This window comes from Streptomyces sp. NPDC052079, from assembly GCF_040680275.1.
Classification (GTDB): Bacteria; Actinomycetota; Actinomycetes; order Streptomycetales; family Streptomycetaceae; genus Streptomyces.
In genome coordinates this window covers 87,611-107,147 of sequence record NZ_JBFAWL010000012.1, presented here as the reverse complement: position 1 = coordinate 107,147, position 19,537 = coordinate 87,611, and the positions used below count along the sequence as shown (strand labels likewise).

The 19,537-nt window shown below is 72.1% G+C and carries 15 protein-coding genes and 1 pseudogene; 11 read left to right on the top strand and 5 right to left on the bottom strand.

Annotation, left to right across the window (positions count from 1 at the left end):
* The first annotated feature begins 36 nt into the window (after positions 1-36).
* From AB0L56_RS19295 to AB0L56_RS19265, 7 genes are all read left to right on the top strand, one after another.
* Positions 37-1,656, top strand: coding sequence for a DUF4192 family protein (locus AB0L56_RS19295; RefSeq protein WP_365424766.1), 1,620 nt, complete (start codon positions 37-39; stop codon positions 1,654-1,656).
* 95 nt (positions 1,657-1,751) lie between these two features.
* A complete protein-coding gene (locus AB0L56_RS19290; RefSeq protein WP_365424849.1) occupies positions 1,752-1,928 on the top strand; it encodes a hypothetical protein in 177 nt (58 codons plus the stop codon).
* A gap of 131 nt (positions 1,929-2,059) precedes the next feature.
* On the top strand, positions 2,060-2,818 hold the full coding sequence (locus tag AB0L56_RS19285) for an NUDIX hydrolase (protein WP_361026007.1): 759 nt from the start codon (positions 2,060-2,062) through the stop codon (positions 2,816-2,818).
* Positions 2,819-2,924: 106 nt separating this feature from the next.
* Entirely contained in the window at positions 2,925-4,871 is a 1,947-nt protein-coding gene (locus AB0L56_RS19280) for an ATP-binding cassette domain-containing protein (RefSeq protein WP_365424764.1), read from the top strand.
* A 163-nt stretch (positions 4,872-5,034) separates the two neighbouring features.
* A complete protein-coding gene (locus AB0L56_RS19275; RefSeq protein ID WP_361026013.1) occupies positions 5,035-5,922 on the top strand; it encodes an FCD domain-containing protein in 888 nt (295 codons plus the stop codon).
* A gap of 430 nt (positions 5,923-6,352) precedes the next feature.
* Complete coding sequence (locus AB0L56_RS19270) at positions 6,353-7,882, top strand: RNA polymerase sigma factor (RefSeq protein WP_365424762.1); 1,530 nt, start codon at positions 6,353-6,355, stop codon at positions 7,880-7,882.
* A 157-nt stretch (positions 7,883-8,039) separates the two neighbouring features.
* Complete coding sequence (locus tag AB0L56_RS19265; RefSeq protein ID WP_365424760.1) at positions 8,040-8,873, top strand: serine protease; 834 nt, start codon at positions 8,040-8,042, stop codon at positions 8,871-8,873.
* A 168-nt stretch (positions 8,874-9,041) separates the two neighbouring features.
* Here AB0L56_RS19265 and AB0L56_RS19260 read toward each other — a convergent pair whose 3' ends face one another.
* Complete coding sequence (locus AB0L56_RS19260; RefSeq protein ID WP_361026022.1) at positions 9,042-9,269, bottom strand: hypothetical protein; 228 nt, start codon at positions 9,267-9,269, stop codon at positions 9,042-9,044.
* A 441-nt stretch (positions 9,270-9,710) separates the two neighbouring features.
* On the opposite strand from AB0L56_RS19260, the gene AB0L56_RS19255 reads away from it, so the two are divergent.
* From AB0L56_RS19255 to AB0L56_RS19245, 3 genes are all read left to right on the top strand, one after another.
* Positions 9,711-11,834, top strand: a complete 2,124-nt coding sequence (locus AB0L56_RS19255; protein WP_365424758.1) for a DNA topoisomerase IV subunit B — start codon at positions 9,711-9,713, stop codon at positions 11,832-11,834.
* 101 nt (positions 11,835-11,935) lie between these two features.
* The gene (locus tag AB0L56_RS19250; protein ID WP_365424756.1) at positions 11,936-12,394 is read left to right on the top strand and encodes a DUF485 domain-containing protein; all 459 of its coding nucleotides are present in this window, start codon (positions 11,936-11,938) and stop codon (positions 12,392-12,394) included.
* Positions 12,391-13,983 carry a cation acetate symporter gene (locus AB0L56_RS19245; RefSeq protein ID WP_361026032.1) on the top strand — a complete coding sequence of 531 codons (1,593 nt, stop codon included), beginning with the start codon at positions 12,391-12,393 and terminating at the stop codon, positions 13,981-13,983. Before AB0L56_RS19250 ends, AB0L56_RS19245 begins: the two co-directional genes overlap by 4 nt.
* A gap of 105 nt (positions 13,984-14,088) precedes the next feature.
* Here the strand turns inward: AB0L56_RS19245 and AB0L56_RS19240 are convergent.
* From AB0L56_RS19240 to AB0L56_RS19225, 4 genes and pseudogenes are all read right to left on the bottom strand, one after another.
* Positions 14,089-14,214, bottom strand: a pseudogene (locus AB0L56_RS19240) (two-component system response regulator); the annotation flags it as partial.
* Positions 14,184-15,869: a sensor histidine kinase gene (locus tag AB0L56_RS19235; RefSeq protein ID WP_365424753.1), complete on the bottom strand. Its 1,686-nt coding sequence runs from the start codon at positions 15,867-15,869 to the stop codon at positions 14,184-14,186. The pseudogene AB0L56_RS19240 and the gene AB0L56_RS19235, both read right to left, overlap by 31 nt.
* 94 nt (positions 15,870-15,963) lie before the next feature.
* Entirely contained in the window at positions 15,964-16,905 is a 942-nt protein-coding gene (locus AB0L56_RS19230; RefSeq protein WP_365424751.1) for a sucrase ferredoxin, read from the bottom strand.
* A 46-nt stretch (positions 16,906-16,951) separates the two neighbouring features.
* A complete protein-coding gene (locus tag AB0L56_RS19225) occupies positions 16,952-18,241 on the bottom strand; it encodes a citrate synthase (RefSeq protein ID WP_365424749.1) in 1,290 nt (429 codons plus the stop codon).
* A 108-nt stretch (positions 18,242-18,349) separates the two neighbouring features.
* Between AB0L56_RS19225 and AB0L56_RS19220 the strand changes: the two genes are divergently transcribed.
* On the top strand, positions 18,350-19,516 hold the full coding sequence (locus AB0L56_RS19220) for a citrate synthase/methylcitrate synthase (protein WP_365424747.1): 1,167 nt from the start codon (positions 18,350-18,352) through the stop codon (positions 19,514-19,516).
* Positions 19,517-19,537 lie beyond the last annotated feature (21 nt).

Genomic DNA, 19,537 nt, shown 5'->3' with positions numbered 1-19,537 from the left:
GAACCGGAATGTCGCAATCTGCGAGATCGTCCTGGCATGACGAACCACAGCGAGACCACCGGATCCTCCGACAACAGTGGGGCTTCCGGCCCGGAAGACATCAACCGCACCGTGTACGAGAGCGGTGGCGCACAGCAGGTGACCCTGCGCAGCCCCGCCGAACTCGCCGATGCCCTGCCGTACCTCCTCGGCTACCGTCCCGAGGACAGCATCGTGCTGGTCGCCCTGCACGACAAGGACGGGCGCGGCCGGTTCGGCGGCCGGGCCCGTCTCGGCATCCCCGCCAGCGCGGAGGACTGGCCCTCCGCCGCCCGGCAGCTGGCCCACGGCCTGGTGACGGGCAGCGAGCGCCGGGGCAGCCGGCCCGAACAGATGGTCGTCTTCCTCTGCCACGAGCCGGGCCCGGGCGAGTCCGGCAGGCAGGTCAAGGAGCGGCTGGGCCCGCTCGCCCACGTCCTGCGCCTGGAATGCGGTGCCCTGGACATCCCGGTGGTGGAGGCCCTGTGCGTCTCGGACGGCCGCTTCTGGTCCTACTGCTGCGATGACGACGGCTGCTGCCCGGCCGAGGGGACACCGCTGGGCCTGCCCGGCACCTCGGTGCTGGCCGCCGCCACCGCCTATGCGGGCCTCCGGGTCCGCGGCAGCCTGCGCGAACTGCGCGACAGGCTCCTGCCCCGGGAGAGCACGACCGCCTTGGAGCAGGAGAAGGCCCTGGACACCGCGGGCCTGACGCTGGTCCCCAGGATCCTCGACGCCGCGAGCCGCCAAGCGGTCGCCGAGGAGACCCTGGGGCTGGCCGCGCGGATCATGGACCGCTTCGCCGACGCCCCGCCCGCCTCCGACACGGTCACCGAGGATCTGCGGGACGACGAGCTGCTCGGGCACGACGAGGCCGCGACGCTGATCCTCGGCCTGCAGGACCGCACGACCCGTGACCGCGCGGCCGCGTGGATGGAGGGCGACGAAGCGGGCCCGGCCCTGCGCCTGTGGCGGGCGCTCGCGCGCCGCTGCGCCGGACCCTACGGCGAGCACGCCGCGGCACCTCTCACGCTCGCCGGCTGGGTCGCCTGGTCCACCGGGGACGAGCTGGAGGCCCGGGAAGCCCTCGCCCTGGCGCTCGCGGCGGACCCCGACTACCTGTTCGCACGCCTGCTGCACCAGGCGTGCAACGAGGGCCTCGACCCCGAATCGGTCCGCCGCTGCCTGCGCACCGAACGCGTGGATCGCGGAAGGGCCGCGCCCGACGAGCGGGCCATGGGGGCGGAGCCGCGGGAGGAGGCCGAGGGCGGGGCCTCGGCCGCTGAACCGGCTGCGCCCGGCCCGGCGGCCTCCGCCCTGCCTCCCTTGCCTCGCCGGCAGCGCACGCGTGGGCCCGGTGGTGGCAAAGGTGCCTACCGCAGGACGTGCGCACAGGAGGGACGGCCGGGAGGGCGGCTGCCGTGTCCGCGGGCCTCGTCGAAGCGCGCACGCCCCGGGGACGGTGCGGCGGGCGGCGGGGACCGGCGTGGAACGCGTCCCGGCGGAGCGCGTACGGGCGGTGCGCGTCCGGGCCCGGTGAGTCCGGGAACGGCTGGACCGGGCGCTGAGGAGCGACGCGGTGTGCCGCCGCGGGGAGGCGCGCAGGCCGGTCGTCAGGACACCGGCGGGGCGCGATGACACGGGGACCGTCTCCGGAGGGGAGGCAGGACGGACGATGGCGGGGCGTGCGGGCCGCGGGCATGACCAGGACGCCTGCGGTGCCGTTCACCTGAGTGGCGGAACGCCTGGACGGGGTGGGAGGCCGTACCGCACTCGCCCGGCCGGGATCCCAGGGCGACATCGTGCTCACCGGTCCCCGGGTCGCGGGCGCCCCCTTCTCCGTGCGGATCGGCCGACTCGGTCTCCGCATGGTCGAGGAAGCGGCCGAGGGGCTGCGGCTGGCGGTGTGACCTGGTGAGACGCTCCTTCGCCGAGCCGCGGGGAGGGAACCACGACGTGAGCGCGGGACCGAAGTGGATCAGTCAGCGATACGAACGGCGAAGGGAGTGTTTATCGTCAGGCAGACGACTATGATCGCGGCATGGCCTACGACCCGTCAGCCTTCCCGTCCTTCGCCGTCACCGTGGACCTGGTCGTGCTGACCGTGCGCCGCCACTCCCTGTGCGCGTTGGCGGTACGCAGGGGCGAACCGCCGTTCCAGGGGCGCTGGGCGCTCCCCGGCGGTTTCGTACGGGCCGACGAGGACCTCGCCCAGGCCGCGGCCCGCGAGCTGGCCGAGGAAACGGGACTGCGCGTGCACGACCCCGCCGTCCCCGCCCAGGACCACGGCGCCCACCTGGAACAGCTCGCCACCTACGGCGACCCCAAGCGAGACCCCCGGATGCGGGTCGTCAGCGTCGCCCACCTCGCCCTGGCGCCCGACCTGCCCGCGCCGCGGGCGGGCGGTGACGCCAGCAACGCACGCTGGGCGCCCGTCGAGGAGCTGCTCCAGCAGGACGGCTACGGCAGGGACGGCGAGCCGGTGGCGCCGCTCGCCTTCGACCACGCGCAGATCCTCTCTGACGGGGTGGAGCGCGCCCGCTCCAAGATCGAGTACTCGTCGCTGGCGACGGCCTTCTGCCCGCCCGAGTTCACCGTAGGCGAGCTGCGCCGGGTCTACGAGGCCGTCTGGGGCGTCGCGCTCGACCCGCGCAACTTCCACCGCAAGGTGACGGGCACACCCGGCTTCCTGGTCCCCACCGGAGGCACGACCACCCGGCAGGGCGGGCGCCCCGCGCAGCTCTTCCGGGCCGGCGGAGCCACACTGCTCAACCCCCCGATGCTGCGCCCCGAGGTCTGAGCCGCGGCCGGCGGAACGCCCGACGGGCCCGACAGGGCGTACACCCCTGCCTCGACGGGCCGTGCGATGCCCGAAAAACCCGATATGACGCGCTATCTTGCATCGGGTGATTCAGGCCATCGGACTGACCAGCAACCCCCGCAAAGAGCTCCCGCCCGCCGTCGACGACGTCTCCTTCGAGGCGCACGCGGGCCACGTCACCGCGTTGCTCGGAGCACCGGGCGCCGGCAAGACGACGGCGCTCCGGCTCATGCTCGAACTCCAACGCGGCCGTGGCATCACCTACTTCAGGGGCCGCCCCCTGCACCGCATCCCTCATCCCGCCCACGAGGTCGGCGTGCTGCTGGGCGATGTACCGGGGCACCCCGCCCGCTCCGTCCGCGGGCACCTCCGCATGCTGTGCGCCGCCTCCGGCGTCCCGGCCCGCCGTGCCGACGAAGTCCTCGAAGCGGTGGGGCTGGTGAGCCTGCGCGATGAACGCCTCGGCACCCTGTCGCGCGGTATGGACCGCCGGCTGGGACTGGCCTGCGCGCTGCTCCCCGACCCCCACACCCTTGTGCTCGACGACCCCGCGCGAGGGCTCTCGGCCGGGGAACGGCGCTGGCTGCACGGCATGCTCCGGGCACATGCGTCACAGGGCGGCACGGTCCTGTGGACGACGGCGGACCCGAAGGAGGCCGCGCGGATCGCGGACCACGTCGTCACGCTGGAGGGCGGAAGGCTCGTCGCCGACCAGGACGCGGCCGACTTCTCACGCACCCGGCTGCGCCCCCGCGTCGCCGTCCGCAGCCCGCACGCCGCCCGCCTCTCCGCGCTGCTCGCGCAGGAGGCCCGCTCCGCGCAGCGGTCCGTGGAGGTCGTGCGGGAGGGCGGCAACCGTCTCTGCGTCTACGGCAGTACCTGCGCCGACGTCGGCGAGACCGCCTTCCGCAACGGCATCGTCGTCCACCAAATCGCGGACGAGATCGGAGACATGGGCCCCGGTGCCGGGGCGGCCGACCGGGCGGCGGACGACAGGGCGGACCGCGCCGACCGTGCCGGGCCGGACATCGGCACCCCCCGGCACGCGACGGTGAGTCCGCAGCCGCCGGCCCCCGAAGCGCCGCGGCACCACCCCGCTGTCCCCGCCGCAGCGGGCGCGCCCGTCGCCGTGCCCGGCGACCCGGAAGCGCCGCAGGCCCCCGCCGAGGACGCCCGCCCCGCCGACGGAGCCCGCTCGCGCCGGGCCGAGGGGACGCCCGGCCCCGGGGCCGACCTGCCGCCCCCCATCTCCGTCCGGCCCGCGCCCCGGCCCCTCCGCCCCGTCCGCTACGAGATCCGCCGTGCCACAGGTGTCGGGACGGGGTTCCTCGTCGGGGCCGCCGTGCTCGTCGTGTCCGCCGTCACCGCCGTACTGCTGGCGCGCGTCGGGCACACCCCGCAGCCGCGCCTGCTGGCCGCCTGGCCGAGGGAGCTGCCGCTGCCTCCCGCGGCGCTGGGCGCCGGGCTGCTCGGCGCGCTGGCCTTCGGAGACGAGTTCCGCCACCCCGCGCTGGCGGCGGACCGCGGCACCGTGCCCCGGCGGCTCGGACTGCTGACCGCCAAACTCCTCGTCGCCTCGGCCACCGCGCTGGTGCTGGCCGTCCTGACCGTCGGATGCGATGCCGAGCTGCTCTACCTCCTCTACGGACGGGAGGTCGTCGAGGTTCCCGCCGACTGGTTCCCGCTGAGTGCCGGCTGGCTCGGACTGGTCACGGGGTGCGCCTGTGCCGGTGTCCTGGCCGCGGGCGTCTTCCGGTCCGCGACCGCGGGGCTGGCCGCGGTCGTCGCCGTGCCCGTGCTCGTCGTCCCCCTCGTGCACAAGGTGATGGAGGTGCCGTCGGTGCGCACCCCGGTCCCGTTCGCGGCACGGCTGCGGGAGGGGCTGCCGTTCCGGTGGCCCTTCGGGGGAGAGCGCCACCTGGACGCGGTGCTGCGCCTGGTCGCCCAACCCGTCGGCGGGGCGCTGACGTTGTCGCTGGCGGCGCTGCTCTGCGCCTACCTGCTCACCGGTGTGCGCAGCAGAGTCCGATGACGACCGTCCGTGACCACCTCGGCCCGTCCTCGCCCACAACTCCCCATGGGATGCACATTTCTTTCCGATAAGGCGTCAATTGCGACGGGGCAAGCGATCACCCTTTCGTGTGCTTTTCACCAAAGACCTCAAGGGAGTTGGAAGCGACGCCGACAAAGGATGCGTGAGTACCCTTGCGCACACCATGATGACCGCCGCCCGCTCCGCAGACTCCGGCCTCGCGAACCCGGGCGAACTCGACCGCTACCCCTATGCGGAGACGCCCGCCGTCGACCGCGTCGGTGCCCCTGCGTGGGACGGAGCGGATCCGGAACTGGGCCGCGTGGGCCGGCGGGCCGCAGGCAGCCGCGGACGCGGACTGCACGGCCAACTCGTCCAGCAGTTGGGGCAGATGATCGTCTCCGGGGACCTGGGGGCCGACCGCCCGCTGGTCCCGGAGGAGATCGGCCAGCGCTTCGAGGTCTCCCGCACCGTCGTCCGCGAGTCCCTCCGCGTCCTGGAGGCCAAGGGCCTGGTCAGCGCCCGGCCGAACGTGGGCACGCGCGTGCGCCCCGTCAGCGACTGGAATCTCCTCGATCCGGACATCATCGAGTGGCGGGCCTTCGGGCCGCAGCGGGACGACCAGCGCCGCGAGCTCAGCGAGCTGCGCTGGACGATCGAGCCGCTCGCCGCCCGCCTGGCGGCCGGTCACGGGCGGGAGGACGTCCAGCAGCGCCTGTCCGACATGGTGGAGATCATGGGCCACGCCCTGGGGCAGGGGGACGCGCTGACGTTCGCCCGGGCCGACTCCGAGTTCCACTCCTTGCTCATCCAGATCGCCGGCAACCGGATGCTGGAGCACCTCTCCGGGATCGTGTCCGCCGCGCTCCAGGTCTCGGGCGGTCCGGTCGCGGGCTGCGACCGGCCGAACGAGACCTCGCTGACCCACCACGCCCGGATCGTCGACGCACTCGCCGCCGGCGACGGCGCGGCGGCCGAGGCGGCCATGCGGCAACTCCTCACGGTCCATCCCGAGGTGGAACGCGTGGTGCCCGCGCCGCGCGAGCACTGACCGCGTTCCGCGGACGGCGCGGTGCGGCATGCCATCCCCCTCCTGTGGCAGCGCCCCACCCGTGACCCGTCCACCGTCGGACCCTGTGGGATCGTTGGAAGATCCCACAGGGTCCGACGACAAGAAACAGCATCACAAGCCCGGGAGGGACGACCTCCTCGCCCCAGGGTGACCACTTTTGTGCCCATGTGATCATTTTTGGTAGTTCATGGGATGTGACTCGGGCCACGCGGATTGGGCGTAACGCTCCTGAAGGGAACGCGATGACCTAAGAGGTGACAGCCGCGGAGGGAATACGGACGCCATGCATGGCGCTGTGCATCTTCCCGGCCCGCGCCCGCGCCGTCGGCCCATCCCCAAACCGGCGGTCGGCTCCGGTCCACTGTGGACGGGGCCGGAAGCCGTTTTTCAACGTTCCGAGAGGTTGTTCGTGTCGGCCAGCACATCCCGTACGCTCCCGCCGGAGATCGCCGAGTCCGTCTCTGTCATGGCTCTCATTGAGCGGGGAAAGGCTGAGGGGCAGATCGCCGGCGATGACGTGCGTCGGGCCTTCGAAGCTGACCAGATTCCGGCCACTCAGTGGAAGAACGTACTGCGCAGCCTCAACCAGATCCTCGAGGAAGAGGGTGTGACGCTGATGGTCAGTGCCGCAGAGCCCAAGCGCACCCGCAAGAGCGTCGCAGCGAAGAGTCCCGCCAAGCGCACCGCCACCAAGACGGTCGCGGCCAAGACGGCGACCGCCCGGAAGGCCACCGCCACCGCCACCCCGGCGGCGCCCGCCAACGACCCCGCCGCCGAGGAGGAGGCACCCGCCAAGAAGGCGGCTGCCAAGAAGACCACCGCCAAGAAGGCGACCGCGAAGAAGGCCACGGCCAAGAAGACGGCCGCCAAGAAGGCCACGGCCAAGAAGGACGACGCCGAGCTGGTCGACGAGGAGGCCATCGAGGAGCCCAAGGCGGCCGAGGAGCCCGAGGGCGCCGAGAACGCCGGCTTCGTGCTCTCGGACGAGGACGAGGACGACGCGCCGGCCCAGCAGGTCGCCGCCGCCGGTGCCACCGCCGACCCGGTCAAGGACTACCTCAAGCAGATCGGCAAGGTCCCCCTGCTCAACGCAGAGCAGGAGGTCGAGCTCGCCAAGCGCATCGAGGCGGGTCTGTTCGCCGAGGACAAGCTGGCCAACTCCGACAAGCTGGCGCCGAAGCTGAAGCGTGAGCTGGAGATCATCGCCGAGGACGGGCGCCGCGCCAAGAACCACCTGCTGGAGGCCAACCTCCGTCTGGTGGTCTCCCTGGCCAAGCGCTACACCGGTCGCGGAATGCTCTTCCTGGACCTGATCCAGGAGGGCAACCTCGGTCTGATCCGCGCGGTGGAGAAGTTCGACTACACCAAGGGCTACAAGTTCTCCACGTATGCCACCTGGTGGATCCGCCAGGCGATCACCCGCGCGATGGCCGACCAGGCCCGCACCATCCGTATCCCGGTGCACATGGTCGAGGTCATCAACAAGCTCGCGCGTGTGCAGCGCCAGATGCTCCAGGACCTGGGCCGCGAGCCCACCCCGGAGGAGCTGGCCAAGGAACTCGACATGACCCCGGAGAAGGTCATCGAGGTCCAGAAGTACGGCCGCGAGCCCATCTCCCTGCACACCCCGCTGGGCGAGGACGGCGACAGCGAGTTCGGTGACCTCATCGAGGACTCCGAGGCGGTCGTCCCGGCCGACGCGGTCAGCTTCACGCTGCTGCAGGAACAGCTGCACTCCGTCCTGGACACCCTGTCCGAGCGCGAGGCGGGCGTCGTCTCCATGCGCTTCGGTCTCACCGACGGTCAGCCGAAGACCCTCGACGAGATCGGCAAGGTCTACGGCGTGACGCGCGAGCGCATCCGTCAGATCGAGTCCAAGACCATGTCGAAGCTGCGCCACCCGTCCCGTTCCCAGGTGCTGCGCGACTACCTCGACTAGAAGACCCGTCCGCCACGACCGACGGTCGCGCGACGCGTCCGTGAAGGCCCGGTTCCCGTCCTCGGGAACCGGGCCTTCACGCTGCCGCGCGGGTGCGGGCCCGAACGGCGTCGATCACTCTGGGTGCTTCAGGAGCACCCCAGAGTGAGGAGCGCGCATGCGACGTCGTCTTGCCCGGGCCCTGGCCCGGCCGCTCGCCCTGGCGGCCGCGGGGACCGTCATACCGCTGGCCACGACCGCGCCGGCGGCCGCCGACAGCATCGTCGTCGGCGGCTTCCCCGTCGATGTCTCGCAGAGTCCGTGGACGGTGGCGCTGTCCAGCCGTGACCGGTTCGGAGGTACGCGAGCGGGACAGTTCTGCGGGGGTGTGGCGGTCGGCCGGACCACCGTCCTCACCGCGGCCCACTGCATGGACAAGGACCAGCTGGGGGCGCCCCCGGAGCAGGTGCCCGACCTCAGGGTGATCACGGGGCGCACGGAGCTGCTCTCGGACCGCGGCAAGGAGATAGCCGTCCGCGAGACCTGGGTGAACCCCGGCTACGACGGCGTCACGAACTCGGGCGACTTCGCCGTGCTCAGCCTGGCGGAGCCGCTGCCCGCGAACGCGGTGATAGGCATGGCGGACGCGGGAGACCCCGCCTACCGGGCGGGTACGAGCGCCCTGGTCTACGGGTGGGGGGACACCACGGGCTCCGGCACCTTCGCCGGCAGCCTGCATGCGGCACGCGTGCGCGTGCAGCCGGACACGGTGTGCGAGCGGGCGTATCCGGGCGGTTTCGAAGGCACCTACCGCGCCACGACGATGCTGTGCGCGGGGGAGGTGGAAGGAGGCCGTGACGCCTGCCAGGGGGACAGCGGTGGGCCGCTGGTGGCTCAGGGACGGCTGATAGGCCTGGTGTCGTGGGGGACCGGCTGCGGCTGGGCGGGCAGTCCCGGCGTCTATACGCGGATCTCCGACGTTCTGCGGACGCTGGGGTGGTCTCGTACCTGAGAGGCGCTCCGAGAGCGTCTGCGCGGCTCTGGAGAGGTCTCCGGGGCCTGTGGGCAGAGACGAGCGACCACCTCCGAGGCAACGGAGGCGGTCGCCCGTCGGCCGGCCTGTGCCGGGCTGCTCGTCGTCGGACGCGAAGTGTCGGCGCTCTTCGTCTGAGGCGAAGTATCAGCGCTCTTCGTCGGAGGCGGTCGCCGGGGCGGTGAGCCGCTCCGTCTCGTCCTGTATCTCAGCGGCGATCTTCTTGAGTTCCGGCTCGAACTTGCGACCGTGGTGGGCGCAGAAGAGCAGTTCTCCGCCGCTCAGCAGGACGACGCGCAGGTATGCCTGGGCGCCGCAGCGGTCGCAGCGATCGGCGGCCGTCAGCGGGCTCGCGGGGGTCAGAACAGTAGTCACGTCGCCTCTTCTCTAGCTCGACGAGCTGTCGTACCAGGGTCAACATCCAACCAGCCCCAAAACGTTCCCGCTCGTGGCTTCTCCTCGAAAAAAATCTTTCCGAGGTGGGTGGCTGTTGCCGGTTGGCGGCGAATGTGCCGTAGTGCGTGTCTCTGTGTCGTACGGATTCGCGTTCTTATCGGTGGTCGGCCCTCCCGGCTGGGTTGCCGGTTGTTCATGAGGACGTGCCCGGAGCCTAAATGGTTCATGCCTGGAAGGGAACGTGATGTGTGCTTCACTCCATCGAGGGATCGAACAGGCATGCGACTCTGGACTAGGGTGGGCCCGGACGAGGGTGGCGTTACAACGGCTCTACCAGGCCTCGGTACCCTCTGACCGGTGACCCAAGCCGCGCCCTTACCCATGAGGGCCCCATCTGAAATTCAGCGAGGAGCGAACCGCGTGACCGCCGAGACGTCCGTCCCGTCCACAGCGCTGCTGGCAGGAGCAGACCGGGACGGTTCCAACTACACCGCGCGGCACCTGCTCGTCCTCGAGGGGCTCGAGGCCGTGCGGAAGCGCCCCGGCATGTACATCGGATCCACCGACAGCCGTGGTCTGATGCACTGCCTCTGGGAGATCATCGACAACTCCGTCGACGAGGCCCTCGGAGGCTACTGCGACCACATCGAGGTGGTGCTCCACGACGACGGCTCGGTGGAGGTCCGGGACAACGGCCGGGGCATCCCGGTCGACGTCGAGCCCAAGACCGGGCTCTCCGGCGTCGAGGTCGTCATGACCAAGCTGCACGCCGGCGGCAAATTCGGCGGCGGCTCCTACGCCGCCTCCGGCGGTCTGCACGGCGTCGGCGCCTCCGTGGTCAACGCACTCTCCGCGCGGCTCGACGTCGAGGTCGACCGCGGCGGGCAAACCCACGCGATCAGCTTCCGGCGCGGTGTCCCCGGCGCCTTCGCCGGCGAGGGCCCGGACGCGAAGTTCGAGCCCGGGAGCGGGCTGCGCAAGACCAAGAAGATCCCCAAGAGCCGCAGCGGCACCCGAGTGCGCTACTGGGCCGACCGCCAGATCTTCCTCAAGGACGCCAAGCTCGCCCTGGACACCCTGCACCAGCGCGCCCGCCAGACCGCGTTCCTGGTGCCCGGCCTGACCATCGTCGTCCGCGACGAGTACGGACTCGGAGAGGGCGGCAGCAAGGGCGAGGAGTCCTTCCGCTTCGATGGCGGGATCAGCGAGTTCTGCGAGTTCCTGGCCACCGACCGGCCCGTCTGCGACACCCTCCGCTTCACGGGACAGGGCACCTTCAAGGAGACCGTCCCCGTCCTGGACGAGCACGGCCAGATGACGCCCACCGAGGTCACCCGTGAACTCGGCGTCGACGTGGCGATGCGCTGGGGGACCGGCTACGACACCACGCTCAAGTCGTTCGTCAACATCATCGCCACCCCCAAGGGCGGCACCCATGTCGCCGGCTTCGAGCAGGCCGTCGCCAAGACGATGAACGAGGTGCTGCGCGCCAAGAAGATGCTGCGTGTGGCCGAGGACGACATCGTCAAGGACGACGCGCTCGAGGGCCTGACCGCGGTCGTCACGGTCCGTCTTGCCGAGCCGCAGTTCGAGGGCCAGACCAAGGAGGTCCTCGGTACCTCGGCGGCCCGCCGGATCGTGAACAACGTGATCTCCAAGGAGCTCAAGGCGTTCCTGACCTCCAGCAAGCGCGACGCGGCCCAGCAGGCCCGTGTCGTGATGGAGAAGGCGGTCGCGGCGGCCCGTACCCGTATCGCGGCCCGTCAGCACAAGGACGCCCAGCGCCGCAAGACCGCCCTGGAGTCGTCCTCGCTGCCCGCCAAGCTCGCCGACTGCCGCAGCGACGACGTCGACCGCAGTGAGCTGTTCATCGTCGAGGGCGACTCCGCGCTCGGTACGGCGAAGCTCGCCCGGAACTCGGAGTTCCAGGCGCTGCTGCCGATCCGGGGCAAGATCCTCAACGTCCAGAAGTCCTCCGTGACGGACATGCTCAAGAACGCCGAGTGCGGCGCGATCATCCAGGTCATAGGAGCCGGCTCGGGCCGGACCTTCGACATCGACGCGGCCCGCTACGGCAAGATCATCATGATGACCGACGCCGATGTCGACGGCTCCCACATCCGCACGCTGCTGCTGACGCTGTTCCACCGCTACATGCGGCCCATGGTCGAGGCCGGCCGGGTGTTCGCCGCGGTGCCGCCGCTGCACCGCATCGAGATCGTCCAGCCCAAGAAGGGCCAGGACAAGTACGTCTACACGTACTCGGACCGGGAACTGCGCGACAAACTCATGGAGTTCCAGAGCAAGGGCATCCGGTACAAGGACTCGATCCAGCGCTACAAGGGCCTCGGCGAGATGGACGCCGACCAGCTGGCCGAGACCACCATGGACCCGCGCCACCGCACCCTGCGCCGGATCAACCTCACCGACCTGGAGGCCGCCGAGCAGGTCTTCGACCTGCTCATGGGCAACGACGTCGCCCCGCGCAAGGAGTTCATCTCCAGCTCCGCGGCGACGCTGGACCGGTCCCGCATCGACGCCTAGGCAGGGCCTCTCGGGGCGCGGGCACGGTCGGGGTCACCTGATGGGGTGAAGAGGAACGGGAAGAAGAGTCAGGGATCTTCCCGTTCTGTCCATCCTTGGGCATGCAGCCAAGCAACTCGGGGGACGTGACCTACGACGATCCCTGGTACGACGCCCTGGCCTCGGGCTGGGGCGAGTCGGCCGACGTCAGGGTGCCGTCGGCGCGACACGGGCAGAACACCGTGGCAGCCGCCGACGTGTACCTCGAAGTACAGCGCAGCGCGGCCTTCCAGGAGGTACGCAGCAGGTACCGGCGGTTCGTGGTCCCGGCGGTCACGGTCTTCCTCGCCTGGTACGTCGCGTACGTCGTGACCGCCACGACCGCTCCGAGCCTGATGGCGCGGCCGGTCGCGGGCGCGGTGAACCTGGGCATGCTGGCGGGGCTCGGCCAGTTCCTCACCACCTTTCTGCTCACCTGGGCCTACACACGTCACGCGCGGTTGCGCAGAGACCGTGCGGCGCTGGAACTGCGCTGGGACACGCAGGAACTGGCGCGGGGCGGCAGAGGCGGTGCCGCGTGAGGGTCGATCACCAGATGTCCGCGCTGCTGCTGTTCAGCGTGTTCGTCGCGGTCACGCTGGGCATCACGACCTGGGTGAGCCGTCGCCGCCAGGGCTCCGCGGAGGAGTTCTACGCGGGCGGCAGACTCTTCTCACCCATGGAGAATGGTTTTGCCATCGCCGGTGACTACATGTCGGCCGCCTCCTTCCTCGGCATCTCCGGACTCATCGCCCTCGTCGGCTACGACGGGATGCTCTACTCGGTGGGGTTCCTGGTGGCCTGGCTGGTGGTGCTGTTCCTGGTCGCGGAACTGGTGCGCAACTGCGGGCGGTTCACGCTCGCCGACGTCGTCGCGGCGCGCATGCGGGAGCGGCCGGTGCGTATCGCGGCGGGAACCTCCTCGGTCACCGTGTCGGTGCTGTACCTGGTGGCGCAGATGGTGGGCGCGGGCAGCCTGGTCGCGCTGCTGCTCGGCGGCACCGGCGAGGCGGCGCAGGCCTGGACCGTCGTCGGCGTCGGCGTACTCATGGTGATCTACGTCTCGTTGGGCGGGATGCGTGCCACCACATGGATCCAGATCGTCAAGGCGGTCCTGCTGCTCGGCGGTACCGTCGCGCTGACCACCCTCGTCCTGCTGCGTTTCCACGGCGACATCAACCGGCTGCTGCACACGGCGGCCGACCGCAGCGGGCACGGGGACGCCTTCCTGGCACCGGGGCTCGCCTACGGCGTGGACTGGACCGCGCGGCTGGAGTTCATCAGCCTGGGGCTCGCCCTGGTGCTCGGTACGGCGGGGCTGCCGCACATCCTGTCCCGCTTCTACACCGTGCCCACCGCGCGGGCGGCGCGGCGCTCGGTCGTCTGGTCGATCGGTCTCATCGGCGGGTTCTACCTGATGACGATCGTCCTCGGCTTCGGTGCCGCCGCGATCATCGGACCGGATGCCGTGCGCGCCTCCCACGCGTCCGGGAACACGGCGGTGCCGCTGCTCGCCCTCGACCTGGGCGGCGGCGCCGGCACCACGGGGGGAACGATCCTGTTCGCGGTCGTCGCCGCGGTCGCCTTCGCCACGATCCTCGCCGTGGTCGCCGGGATCACGCTGGCCTCCTCCGCGTCCGTCGCGCACGACCTGTACGCCTCCCTGCGGCGCCGGAGCGGAACGCCGCGCAGCGAGGTGGCCGTCGCCCGGGTCGCCGCGGTGGGCATCGGTCTGCTGGCGATCGCCCTCGGGCTGCTCGCCCGGGACCTCAATGTCGCGTTCCTCGTGGGTCTCGCCTTTGCCGTGGCCGCGTCCGCGAACCTGCCCGTGCTGCTCTACTCGCTGTTCTGGCGCCGCTTCACCACACGCGGTGCCGTGTGGTCCGTCTACGGAGGTCTGGTCCCGGCCCTGGTGCTGGTGCTGCTGTCCCCCGTGGTGTCCGGCAGCCCCGAATCCCTCTTCCCCAGCGCCGACTTCCAGCTCTTCCCGCTGCAGAACCCGGGGCTGGTCTCCATTCCGCTGGGCTTCCTCGCGGGCTGGCTGGGCACGGTCACCTCGGCCGAGGTCCCCGACGAGGCCCGGCACGCGGAGACCGAGGTGCGTTCGCTGACCGGAGCGGGGGCGGTGTAGGGCACCCGGCGCAGATGTACGGCGCCGGCAGCGGAGACGTACGGCGCCGGTTTCCGTATGGAAGGGGGGGCACGGTTCCTTCCCCCGCCCCCATGGGCCGTGTCCTCAGGCGCGGGTCGCCCACACGTAACGGTGTTCCGGGCGGCCCGCGTCGCCGTGCGTGAGGGTCAGCGGGGCCCGTCCCATGCGCTCCAGGAGCTTCAGACAGCGCTGGGCGGTGTCTCCTCGTCGGCGGTCCGCGGGGCGGACGCCCTGGTGAGCGCGGGTTCGGCGCCCGGTTCGGTCAGGGCCTCGGGCAGGATGACGGTGAATTCCGCGCCGCCGCCCCGCGCGTCGCTCACGCTCGCGCTGCCTCCCTGCCGCTCGGCGAGCCTGCGCACCAGGGACAGCCCGATGCCCCGCTCGCGGTGGGCCGGCGGCTCCTTGGTGGACCAGCCCTCGGCGAAGATCAACTCGCGCCGCTCGGGCGGGACTCCGGGCCCCGTGTCCCGTACCACGAGCACCGCCGTGCGCCCCTCCGCGCGCACTTCGACCTCCACGCGCGCGTGCGGCGTCCCGGCGGCGGCGTCCAGGGCGTTGTCCACCAGGTTGCCGGCGACGGTGACGAGCCCCTGCGGGTCGATGAGCCGATCCGGCAGCCGGGTCCGGTCCGAGACCCACAGCGCCACTCCGCGCTCCGCCGCCACGGTCGCCTTGCCCACCAGCAGCGCCGCGAGCAGCGGGTCCCTGATCTTCTCCGTGACCTGCTCCGACGTGGCCCGGTGATCGCCGACCACCTCGCCGATGAACTCCACGGCGTCGTCGTACATCTCCAGTTCCAGCAGCCCGAGCAGCGTGTGCATGCGGTTCGCGTGCTCGTGGTCCTGGGCGCGCAGCGCGTCGATCAGCCCGCGCGTGGAGTCCAGCTCCCGGCCGAGCCGGTCCAGCTCCGTGCGGTCGCGCAGGGTGGCCACGGCGCCGCCGTCGTCGGTCGGCATACGGTTGGCGACCAGGACCCGCCGGCCGCGGACGGTGAGTAGATCGGTGCCGGTCACCCGCCCGGCCAGCACATCGGAGGTGCGTCCGGCGCCGAGTGCCTCGTCGGGGGAGCGGCCGACGGCCTCCTCGCCGATCCCCAGCAGGCGCTGCGCCTCGTCGTTCAGCAGCCGGATGCGGCCGCCGCGGCCCAGGGCGACGACTCCCTCCCGGATGCCGTGCAGCATGGCCTCACGCTCCGCGAGCAGCGCCGCGATATCGGAGAAGGCCAGGTCACGGGTCTGCCGCTGGACCCGCCGGGAGATGAGCCAGGCCGCGAGCGCGCCCACGGCCAGGGCGCCGCCGGCGTAGGCGAACAGTCCGGGGATCGCGTGGATCAGCCGGGCCCGGACGCTGTCGTAGGCGATGCCGACCGAGACCGCCCCGATGATCTCGCCGTCATCGTCCCGCAGCGGCACCTTGCCCCGCGCGGAGCGCCCCAGGGTGCCCTCGTCGATCTCCATGACCTCGTGCCCGGCCAGCGCCTCACCGGGGTCGGTCGACACCACGCCGCCGATCCGCCGCGGATCGGTGTGCGACCAGCGCACGCCGCGTACGTCCAGCACCACGATGTACTCGGCGCCGGTGGCCCTGCGGATCCGTTCCGCCTCCCGCTGCACCGGCCCGTCGGGCGACGGTGCCGTGGTCAGCAGGTCGTCCGCGATGCGCTGCTGCTGGGCCGTGGTCTGCGCGATGGCGAGCGCGCGGCGCATCGCCTGGTCGTCCAGCTGGTCGCCGAGTGGGGCGAGGAACAGTCCGGTGGCGAGCACCGCGACCCCCGCGGCGATCGCCAGCTGCATCAGCAGGACCTGCGAGAACACCCGCCGGGGCAGGCCCAGACGCAGGCGGCGTGCAGGGGGAGCGGTACTCATGCCCCTGACGGTACGGGGAGGGGCGCGGGGTGCCGTAGGGGTTGGGGCGGGGATCTCCCGGGCGCGCGTTCCCGCGTTCCCGTGGACAGCGCGGTCAGCCGGCCAGTGCCGTCATGGTCGCCTCGCGGATGTCCACGACGTCCATCCGCGCGGGCGAGCCCAGTACCGATCCACAGCTCTCCGGGCGGGGCGGCAGGGACGCGCCCTGCCCGACCTCCACCAGCCATCGCCGTCCGTCCGCGTGGGCGACGGTCACCTCCCAGCGCGGCGCCGCGCCGTCCGTCCGTACGACGCTCAGCGCCTCCGCGGCGTACTCGCCCACCGTGCGCCGGACGGCCAGCTCGGCCGCCTGGCCCGGCCGCTCCCACGCGGAGCCGCCCCGGCATCCCTCCACGATGATCCGGCCCTCCTGGGCGCCGTGCAGTACCTCCTTGACGGCGTGTGCCTGGGCCCTGCCGTACGCATAGCCGTACGGCAGGACGAGCACGGTGGGCGAGAAGCGGTGACCGCCGAGGTGGGTGACCTCCCAGACACCCTTGACCCCGGATGCGGCGAGCTCGGCCGCCAGGGGCCGCCCGAGCAGGGCGCAGCAGCGGTCGCGCTTGCCGTTGGTGCAGACGAGCGCGAGCGGGTCGTTCTCATGGGGGCCGCCGCCGAGTGCCGTCCCGAAGGTGCCGGGCTCGCCCCGGCCCAGCGCGGGGAAGTCGAGATCCAGCAGCTTCGCGGGGTCGGTGACTGTGGCGGCGTGCAGCCACACGTTTCCCGGAACGGTGTGGGCCGCATACACCCGTCGGCTGGCGGGCACCCGGCAGTCCGCGTGACGCCCGGCGCGCCGTATGAGCGCGACCCGGACCCCGGTCCCGCGCGCGGCGGCCTCCAGGGCGCGGCCCAGCGCGGGATCGAGGTGGCTCGCGGTGAGCGCCTTGGCACCCCACGGGCCCGGCTGCTCCAGCAGCAGCCAGGTCCTCGCGGTGGCCGCGGTTCCCGCGACCGGCTCGTCGAGCTCGCGGGAGACGGTTGAGCACGTGCTACTCACACAGGTGAGCCTAACCTGGCTTCCTTAGGAGTGACGTGGCGCCCCATCAGGAGTGAGGTGGCGCCCCCTCCGCCTCCTGCCCGGGCAGCGGCCGGGGCGGCTTCGGCCCGGCGTACAGACCGCTGGGGCGCATGCGCAGGGGGCGCTCGCCGTACTCCTCCAGGGCGTGGGCGATCCATCCGGCCGTACGGGCGACGGCGAAGACCGTCTCGCCCGCGGAGGCCGGCATGCCGCAGGACACGGTGAGGACGGCGAGCGCCAGGTCGACGTTGGCGTGCAGAGGGGTGTGGCGGGCGGCGGTCGCCACGATGTCGCGGGCGGCCGCCAGGGCGGGCTCGGCATCCGGGATGTCCCCCAACAGGGTGAAGAGCGCACGCGCGCGCGGGTCGTCACCGGGGTACAGGCGGTGGCCGAGTCCCGGGATGCGGCGGCCGGCCCGCAACTCGTCCGCGATCACGGGGGCCGCGTCGCCCTGGTCCAGCACCTCGAGCAGCAGTCTGTGCGCGAGGCCGCTGGCCGCGCCGTGCAGGGGACCTTCCAGCACGCCGAGCCCCGCCGAGACGGCCGCGTAGGCGTGCGCGCGGGCCGACGCCGCCACGCGGACGGCGAGGGTGGAGGCGGCGAGGTCGTGGTCGACGAGGAGGGCCAGGGCCGTGTCGAGGACCTGCAGCCGTGCTTCGTCGGGGTCCCTGCCGCTGAGCCGGGTCCAGAGGCGGTGCGCCAGCGGGCCGGTGTCGCGTCGGTCGGGCCCGAGCGGGGGGAGCGCGGCGACCAGGGTAGGGATGAGGGTGCGGCCCGCGCCGAGCACGGCGTCCTCGGACAGGTCGAAGCGCAGCGGGTCCGCGGTGGCCGCGGCGATCGCCGCGACGCGCAGGCGGTCGGTGGGGGTGGCGTGGCCGGGCAGCGCCTTGACGGCACGGCGGGCCACGGCGACGAGCGGCCCGGGCGCGTCGAATGCGGCCCCGGGACGGAGGCGGCCGGTCCAGAGCCACTCGGCGACCTCTTCGTAGCTGTGCCGGGTCGCGAGTTCGACGGCGTCGACACCGCGGAAATAGAACCGGTCGCTCTCGATGAGGGTAAGGCGGGTCCGCACGGACAGCTCGCCGCCCGGGCCACCCGGACCGCTCGCGCTCTCCCGTCTGTTGCGACGCGCGAGCGCCTCCACCTCCCTGGCGTCGAAGGTGCTGCCCCGGCCCCCGGGCGCCCTCCGGCTGCTGAGCTGACCGCGGCTCACGTACGCGTACACGGTCTCCGGCTTCACGCCGAGCAGTTCGGCGGCTTCCTTGGTGCTGAGCCGCCGGTCGGCGGCGCCGGGGGAGGGGTCTTGATCGCGCATGGGGTCACCGTATCCGTCCTGTCGCACATGGACTTTTTCATTGATTCACTCAATATTGACAGCTCGGCATCAACGATAGACAGTCGGATCAAGTTCAAGGAGGAAGTCATGTCTGTCAATGAGGCTGTTGCCGCACGTGTCGAGGTGCCGCGAGGGCTGGCGGGGGTGGTCGTCACAGACACCCGGATCGGTGACGTCCGGGGGGCCGAGGGCTTCTACCACTACCGGCAGTACTCGGCCGTCGATCTGGCGCGGTCCCGTGGCTTCGAGGACGTATGGCATCTGCTGGTGCACGGCGACCTGCCCGACGCGGAACGATCCGCGCGCTTCTCCGCGGAGACCGCCGCGCTGCGGAGCCTGCCCGACGAGGTGCGGTCGGCGCTGCCCGCCATCGCGGCGGCCGGCGGACGCTCGGGCCCGCTCGCGGGGATGCGGACGGCGCTCTCGCTGCTCGGTGCGGCGAAGGGGTTCCAGCCGGTGTACGACATCGGCGCCGACCGGCGCCGACAGGACACCCTCGCTGCGACCGCGGCGGTGCCGACGCTGCTCACCGCGCTGTACCGGCTGGGCAGGGGGCTGCAGCCGGTGGAACCGCGGGAGGATCTGCCGTACGCGGCGAACTACCTCTACATGCTGACGGGTTCGGAGCCGGACGCGGAGCGGGTCCGGGCGATCGAGCAGTACCTGATCTCCACCATCGATCACGGCTTCAACGCGTCGACCTTCACGGCACGGGTCATCGCGTCGACGGGCGCGGATGTGGCGGCGTGCCTGGTGGGCGCGGTGGCGGCACTGTCCGGGCCGCTGCACGGAGGCGCGCCGAGCCGGGCACTGGACACGCTGGACGCGATCGGGACGCCGGAGCGCATCGACTCCTGGGTCCGTGAGCATGTGCGCGCCGGCGAGCGGATCATGGGCTTCGGCCACGCGGTCTACCGCACGGAGGATCCCAGGTCGCGCCTGCTGCGCGAGGTGGCCCAGCGGTTCGGCGGACCCCGGGTGGACTTCGCGGTGGAGGTCGAACGCCACGTGGAGGCGATCCTGGCGGAGCTGAAGCCGGGCCGGGCCCTGCGCACCAACGTGGAGTACTACGCCGGCGTCGTCATGGAACTCTGCGGCATCCCGCGCGAGATGTTCACCCCCACGTTCGCGGCGGCGCGGGCGGTGGGATGGAGCGCCAACATCCTCGAACAGGCGGAGGACCCGAAAATCATCAGGCCGACGGCCCGGTATGTGGGCGAGGGGGCCCCGGTCGGGGTTCCGGACGCGGCATGACCGCGGGGTCCGGCGCGGCAC